A 6,839-nucleotide genomic window follows, 5' to 3' on the forward strand; every position below is an offset into this window, starting at 1 on the left:
CCGGCAACCAAATATATCGCCCTCAGCAGCCCTGTCTGCGCTGGTGGCAAGGCATCAATACGCTGCTGTAGTCATTCTACAGCAAGTGTTGATAACGCAGCCCACCAGCGCAGACAGGGCGGCCTTTCTTGCATTATCAATCGGTCAGGTGCTTCAAACAGGACGCGTATCGGTGTTGCGGCTTTTGACAAGGGCTTGCCATTGCCTGCAAGCCGCGCCTTGATACGCGTCCTGTTTGAAGCACTGAGGGCGACATATTTGGTAGCCGGGTTAATATTAAGACCCTGATGGTGAACGGTTTGTTTCGCTCCGGCCAAATAAAGCCAATATAAAGAAATAAAACCCCACTTTGTCAGGTCATTGTATCCGAACCGGGGAATTGTGCCGGTTCGCTATATTGAAATTGTTCCAACAAACCTGGTTCCTTTCGGATCAGGACAAATACACTAGAAGGAGATCCTCCATGAAAAAATCCATTGTTCTCGGTGCCATCACCGTTGCCATGCTGTCTCTGGGCATCAGCGGAAGCGCCTTCGCAGGCAAGCCAGGCTTTGAAAAATGTATGGGCATTGCCAAGGCCGGCAAAAACGATTGTGGCACCTCCGGCCATGCCTGTGCCGGTCAGTCCACAAAAGACGGTGGTCCCGATGAGTGGGTCTATGTACCTGAAGGCACCTGCGAAAAAATCGTGGGTGGCAAGGTCAAAAAATAAGATCGACAACTGACGAACAGCCTGCAGCTGGGCGTTTATTGGCTGCAGGTCTGTGTGACGCTCTCCCGGGAGCAGACAGAAGGAGTGAACATGAGCCTGCTACAAACACTTGTCAAACCCTACAGCGCCATTGCGCGGCTACTCGATTTTCTGTCCCCGGTCTTCGACCTGGCAGTACGCCTGTGGGTCGCATGGGCATTCTTGAAGTCCGGCATGGTAAAGATTCAAAGTTGGGATACGACGCTGATGCTGTTCGAGTACGAATACAATGTCCCCCTGCTCTCCCCTCAGGTGGCAGCCTGGGCTGGCACCGCCGCCGAGCTTTCCCTTCCCATCCTGGTCGCACTGGGTATCGCCAGCCGGCTCTCTGCGCTGGCCCTGTTTGCTTTCAACGCCGTAGCCGTCTTTGCCTATGCCAGCTTCCTGTTCAGTACGGAAGGCAGCGCCGGTCTGCAGCAACACATACTTTGGGGAACCATGCTGCTGATCACCGTGTTCCACGGTCCTGGCAAGCTATCTGTCGATCACCTGTTATGCAAAAAGTGCTGACCACAGGAACCGTAGGTCGGGCTTCAGCCCGACAATGCCTCCCAACCCAGCGCCTGTGTCGGGCTGAAGCCCGACCTACATCACCTTGGTTTTACAACACACTACTTGTAATTTGACTCCGACCCCTTGCCCTCATTTTGCTGCTCTCGCCTTTTCCACATAGCGCTTCATCTGCTGGCCATCGATGGCGCCCGGTATCAGCTGATCACCAATGACAAATGCGGGTGTACCGTTGATGCCCAGGCGCTGGGCCCAGACGCTGGCGCGCTCCAGTTCCTGCTGTACGGCGGGTGATTCCATGTCCTTCTTGAGCTGATCCATATCCAGCCCGACCTTTTCCGCAGCCGAGAGCACGCCCTCTTTGGACAGTCGACTGCTCTTGTTCATCATCTGGGCATGAAACTGATCATACTTTCCCTGTTTCTGGGCAGCCAGCGCTGCTTTCGCCGCATATTCGGAATTGGGACCCAGCACCGGCAGTTCTTTCATCACCACCCGGATATTGCCGTCGTCTGCAATCAGCTTCTTCACGCTGGGAAATACTTTCTTGCAGTAGGGGCAATTGTAGTCGAAAAACTCCACGATGGTCACATCACCCTTGGGGTTTCCCCAGACAGGCGATCTGGTATCTTTTGTTTCAGCCATCAGTTCAGCAATGGCCTCTTTGGTCATGGCTGCTTCTGCCGCATCCTGTTTCTTCCGCCAGGCCTGGATGGCGTCGATCACCACTTCCGGATTTTCCTTCAGATAACTGCCAATGAGCTTCTGCACCTCGGCTTTCTGCGCAGGCGTAAGCGCTTCTGCGGTAAACCCGCTGGAAGAGGCAAACAGGGCCGCAGACAGCCCCAGAGCGGTAATCAGTCTTTTCTTTTTCATCAATAAATCTCTCGGTCAGGATTTTTCCTGGTTGGGCTTTCCGAGACGCTGAAGCAAATGATCAGCGACCCGGAAAGCGTTGGCATAAATCGTCCATGTGTAGGGCACACTACCACCGGTGGGCATGAAACTTCCATCGGTGACATACAGGTTGTCTATTTCATGGGCGCGGCAATTGGCATCCAGCACAGATTTGTTTGGATCTGTACCGAAGCGACAAGTTCCCGCCAGCAGGTTCGTGGGCGGCGCGCCCGAAGCAAAGGAAATCACATCTTCCGCACCGATGGCCTTGAGCATTTCAGCGCCCTTGGCCGCCAGATACCAGCCCACTTTCAGATTCTGCACATGAAAACCGGCGCGGATTCTGGCAACCGGCATACCCCATTTGTCCTTTTTCGAGGCATCCAGAGTGACAAAACTGTCGTCGATGGGCAACCAGTCGCAGAAAGCTTCGATCTTGAGAGGTACTGCGTCACGAAACAGGTGCTCCAGATTGCGCTTCAGGGGCTTTCCCCAGACCAGCCCATGATCGCCATCCAGGTGGCGCGCCGCCCGCAGGGTGGGGCTGGGGTGTACATGCACGAAGTCGATGGTGCCACCCTTCTGACGGGGACCAAAGGCCTTGTCATCGATGATATACCAGTCCTGCAGGGCGCGGTTGATGAAGAAGCCGGTCTGCGCCAGTTCCTGTGCCTTTGACTGGCTGAATTTTGCGTAGGGGAGATTGCCGGAACCGGCGCCACCGCCGGCAAACAGCAGGTTCTTCCCCACCAGGCCGTTGGTGTTGGCCAGCCCCCGGGGAAATTTCGGGCCGGTGGACCGCAACAGCAGTCTGGCACTCTCGATGGCCTGGCAGGCCACCACATAGATCCTGGCATCGACCTGCTGCAAGCTGCCTGCCTTGTCGAAATACTCCACACCGGTGATCTTTCCCCCGGCATCCGTCATGATGCGTTTCACCAGGGAATGGGGCCGCACCTCGCAATGGCCAGTGGCAACGGCCTTTTCCAGCAGCGCCACCCTGGCACTGCCCTTGGCGCCGGTGGAACAGCCCGTGCTGCCACAGTAGCCACCGTTGTAGGCACAGCTGTTGCGCCCTTTTTCAGGCAGGGAAAGTATGACTCTGGGTGTGGGAAAAGGGTGATATCCGAGCTTTTTACCCGCTGCATCCAGCATCCCGGCCACCGGGTGTTCCTGGAGGGGGGGATAAGGGAAACCGGCGCTGCTGCGCGGTTCCGCATGGGGATGATCCCGCAGGGTACCGGAGACACCCACCTCGTGTTCTACTCGGGTGTAATAGGGTTCCAGATCCTCATAGCCGATGGGCCAGTCGGCAATGTTGGCACCTTCGACCGGACCGAACTCGGACAGCAGACGAAAATCCACCGGCTTGAGACGGTGGAAATAGCCGCTCATGAAGTTGCTGGAACCACCCACGCAGTTGCCGTTCCAGAAATTCCAGCGGCCATGGTCCGTCGTTTGTGCCTGCCAGCCGCCATCATCGTCTTCGAGTTCGATGATGTGCGGTTCTTCCCTGCGGTCCGGCTTGTAGGTCTCGCGCAGGCAGCAGGCCAGTTCATCCTTGTAGAAATCATCCGTGCCAAACCAGGGCCCTCTTTCCAGCACCAGCACCGAAAGACCGGCACGTGCCAGGGTGAGTGCCACGGGCGAGCCACCGGCACCGCTGCCGATGACGCAGGCATCGTAGTCATGGCTCACAGCAGGAAATACCTCTTGTCCGCCGGCGGGCGTTTGTAGCCGGGTCTGTGGGCCAGCCACTTCCAGCCGATAGCGCCGGGATTGCCGCCATACACCGGATCGGTGAGGGTGGCTTCGAGAATATAGGTAAGCACCTCGCGCAGCCAGTCCTGCCCGTGAGGCTGGGCTTCCAGCTTTCTGAGCAGTTGTTCTTTCTGCTCGATTGCCAGCGATGGAAAACCTCCCCCGTATTCCTTGCTGCTCAGGGACATCACGGAAACCACGCCCCTGCGGATGAAATCCCGCGTGGCCTTTTCGAGAGAGGGATCTGACAGCACCCACTGGAGATAAGGCGCAGCATTGACATCAGCCGCACCGGGAGCGTTGGCTTCGGAAGGGAACAGGTGTGCCTGCACCGCCGCCATCACCTGCCATTGGGCGGCATCCATGCCTGTGGCCTTGAGCCGGATGGCCGAAAAATCCGGCACCCAGCTTTTTGCATGAACAGGCGATATGCTGCCGGCCAGAGCAGCGCTCACGCTCCAGCCAAGAAACTGGCGACGTCTCACAGTTTGCCTTCCCTGTGTTCCTGCACCACCGCCTGCAACATCCATTCCATCCATTGGGGTTTCATATAGCCGCGCTTGCGCATCAGCTCCTTACCCTCGGCATCCATGATGATGACCGCCGGCCGGCCGTACTGGCGGTAACGCTCCGCCAGCTCCGGGGCTTGCTCGTCCACGATCTGTATGGGCACGTAATCCTGCTCGATGGCAGCCAGCACTTTGGCGTCCTGCCAGGTGGTGGCATCCATTTTTTTACAATAGGCACACCATTCGGCGCTGAGATCCACCAGAACCAGTTTGTTTTCCGCTTTTGCCTGATCAAAGGCAGCATCCGACCAGTCTTTCCAGGGCACAGATCCATCTGCCAGCGCCATGGACAGCAGCGACAGGAAAGACTTCTTCAACACGCTCATTTTATTCATCTTTTTACTATACACCTCTTGCAGGACGGGCAACCTTATCTGCAGGGCAGGAGAAAAAACGGAGCACTTGCACCCTGCACGACAATCAGACCGCCCTTTCCGCTGTTTTCTGACACATCCAGCATACAAAAAGTTACAATTTCCTTTTTTCCTGCAGCCATAAATCATGACACAACGTATCGTTCTCGCCAGCAATAACCAGGGCAAGGTCCGGGAAATCGGTCAGCTGCTTGCCGATCGGGATATGGAGGTACTGCCCCAGTCCGCTTTTGACATCCCGGAAATCGAGGAAACCGGACTGAGCTTCGTCGAGAATGCCATTCTCAAGGCCAGAAATGCAGCAGTGTTGAGCTGCCTCCCGGCTATCGCAGATGATTCGGGGCTGGAAGTGGATGCGCTCAAGGGCGCTCCCGGCATTTATTCCGCCCGTTTTGCCGGCCCTGATGCTACGGACGCCGACAACAACCGCAGGATGCTGGCAGAACTGGAAGACGTGCCGGACGAACAGCGTACTGCCCGCTTTCAGTGCCTGATGGTGTATATGCGGCACGGGGAAGACCCTGTACCCATCATCTGCCAGGGTACCTGGGAGGGGCGGATTCTGCATACGCCTCAGGGAGAGAACGGCTTCGGCTATGACCCGCTGTTCTTCGTTCCGGAAAAGAACTGCAGTGCCGCAGAGCTGCCGGCCGAGGTGAAAAATGCCATGAGCCACCGTGGCAAGGCATTGCAGTGCCTGCTGCAGGCGCTTTCTCATGGCTGAGCGGCTCAGCGCCGATCAGTGGGGGGCTTACTGGAAAAACCGCACCATCACCAGTTTTCACGGCGCCTTCGCCCAAAACTACGACGGACCGGTCAAAGCCTACTGGGAAACACAGTTTTCCGGTCTCCAGACCAACGCCCGCCTGCTGGATCTGGGCACGGGTAACGGCGCCCTTGCACTCCTTGCCGCTCAGTATGCCCACGATCATGGTCTCGATTTTCAGATCACGGGCATCGATTTTTCAGATATTCATCCGCTGGAACTGCAGTCTGAAAACCCACTCCTGAAAAACATTCATTTCGTTGGCAACACCCCCATGGAAAGGACCGGACTCGAAACAGGAAGCCAGGATTTCATCATGAGCCAGTTCGGCTTTGAATACGGCGACAGGCAGGCATCCCTGCGGGAGATCAAGCGTCTACTGACACCGGAAGGCGGTATTTTCGTCGCCATGATCCATCACCAGGACTCCGCGGTGCTGAAACAGGCCAGGGAGGCCCTGCAACAGATTCGCCAGTGCGAAAAATCCGGCCTTGCAGAAATCTCGGAACAGCTTGTCGGACTGCAGCAGCAGGTGGCCGAAAACAGGCCGCTGACAGCCTCGCAGCAACAGCAGGCCCAACAGCTGCAGCGCCAGCTTGCCCAGGGCATCGACAAGCTGAACCGCTATGCGCGGCAGCTCAAAGAACCATCCCATGTGCAGATGTTCACCCACAACCTCATGCAACTGTTCGACCGGCGCAATGCGGCACACATCACTCCGCAGCAACGCAAACAGGCCATCAGCCTGCTGCGCCGGGAAAACGATGACTACCGCAGGCGCATGAAGGATCTGCGCTCCGCCGCTTATTCCGACCAGCATTTCAGCGACCTGCAGCAGGCTATGAAAAAGCAGGGCTTCCGTATCGACCATATCACGCCACTGCAATACGGCGGACAGCATTTCTGCCAGGGCGTTGCCGCCTCACTCCAGACCTGATCAGATACCGTCAGTAATCCAGGTCTTCCTTCCTGAAGGGTCGTGAGGGCGCAGCGCCCAACACTCTCTTGAGGATATGGTTCAGCGTGTACACATCGTTGTCGAATCCACCGTGGGTCGTACTGCGGGTGATTGCGCCGGTAGCACCATTGGAATAATGTATTCGCGGCAACTCACCCACCCTGGGCACATCCTTGGCAAACTTCTGCATACCCAGCAGGGGGCGTTCCTTCTGTCGCTCAAAGGCATTGGAAACCAGGTACAGCAGAGACTT

The 6,839-nt window shown here is 56.8% G+C and carries 10 protein-coding genes; 5 read left to right on the forward strand and 5 right to left on the reverse strand.

Annotated elements, in window-relative coordinates; genetic code table 11:
• The 3 genes from ACOCD2_RS09840 to ACOCD2_RS09850 all read left to right on the forward strand — a co-directional run.
• Window positions 1–223, forward strand: a 223-nt coding sequence (locus ACOCD2_RS09840) for a hypothetical protein (RefSeq protein WP_293652454.1), incomplete at its 5' end; no start/stop codon positions are given.
• A 240-nt stretch (window positions 224–463) separates the two neighbouring features.
• Window positions 464–712: a DUF2282 domain-containing protein gene (locus ACOCD2_RS09845; protein WP_293647449.1), complete on the forward strand. Its 249-nt coding sequence runs from the start codon at window positions 464–466 to the stop codon at window positions 710–712.
• A 90-nt stretch (window positions 713–802) separates the two neighbouring features.
• The gene (locus ACOCD2_RS09850) at window positions 803–1,261 is read left to right on the forward strand and encodes a DoxX family protein (protein WP_293647447.1); all 459 of its coding nucleotides are present in this window, start codon (window positions 803–805) and stop codon (window positions 1,259–1,261) included.
• Between the two features lie 132 nt (window positions 1,262–1,393).
• Here ACOCD2_RS09850 and ACOCD2_RS09855 read toward each other — a convergent pair whose 3' ends face one another.
• From ACOCD2_RS09855 to ACOCD2_RS09870, 4 genes are read right to left on the reverse strand one after another with little or no spacing between them, the layout of a single operon-like run.
• The gene (locus ACOCD2_RS09855; protein ID WP_293647445.1) at window positions 1,394–2,137 is read right to left on the reverse strand and encodes a DsbA family protein; all 744 of its coding nucleotides are present in this window, start codon (window positions 2,135–2,137) and stop codon (window positions 1,394–1,396) included.
• Between the two features lie 15 nt (window positions 2,138–2,152).
• On the reverse strand, window positions 2,153–3,856 hold the full coding sequence (locus ACOCD2_RS09860) for a GMC family oxidoreductase (RefSeq protein ID WP_293646859.1): 1,704 nt from the start codon (window positions 3,854–3,856) through the stop codon (window positions 2,153–2,155).
• Window positions 3,853–4,404: a gluconate 2-dehydrogenase subunit 3 family protein gene (locus tag ACOCD2_RS09865; protein ID WP_293646857.1), complete on the reverse strand. Its 552-nt coding sequence runs from the start codon at window positions 4,402–4,404 to the stop codon at window positions 3,853–3,855. The genes ACOCD2_RS09860 and ACOCD2_RS09865 overlap by 4 nt, the downstream gene beginning before the upstream one ends.
• Window positions 4,401–4,823, reverse strand: a complete 423-nt coding sequence (locus ACOCD2_RS09870; protein ID WP_293646855.1) for a thioredoxin family protein — start codon at window positions 4,821–4,823, stop codon at window positions 4,401–4,403. The genes ACOCD2_RS09865 and ACOCD2_RS09870 overlap by 4 nt, the downstream gene beginning before the upstream one ends.
• Before the next feature lie 166 nt (window positions 4,824–4,989).
• Between ACOCD2_RS09870 and ACOCD2_RS09875 the strand changes: the two genes are divergently transcribed.
• Entirely contained in the window at window positions 4,990–5,586 is a 597-nt protein-coding gene (locus ACOCD2_RS09875) for an XTP/dITP diphosphatase (RefSeq protein WP_293646853.1), read from the forward strand.
• Window positions 5,579–6,565, forward strand: coding sequence for a class I SAM-dependent methyltransferase (locus ACOCD2_RS09880; RefSeq protein WP_293646851.1), 987 nt, complete (start codon window positions 5,579–5,581; stop codon window positions 6,563–6,565). Before ACOCD2_RS09875 ends, ACOCD2_RS09880 begins: the two co-directional genes overlap by 8 nt.
• A gap of 10 nt (window positions 6,566–6,575) precedes the next feature.
• Here ACOCD2_RS09880 and ACOCD2_RS09885 read toward each other — a convergent pair.
• Window positions 6,576–6,839 (reverse strand): hypothetical protein (locus tag ACOCD2_RS09885; RefSeq protein ID WP_305801377.1); only part of this gene is annotated, 264 nt, incomplete at its 5' end.

It is taken from the genome of Thiolapillus sp., assembly GCF_048562965.1.
Classification (GTDB): domain Bacteria; phylum Pseudomonadota; class Gammaproteobacteria; order Chromatiales; family Chromatiaceae; genus Thiolapillus; species Thiolapillus brandeum_A.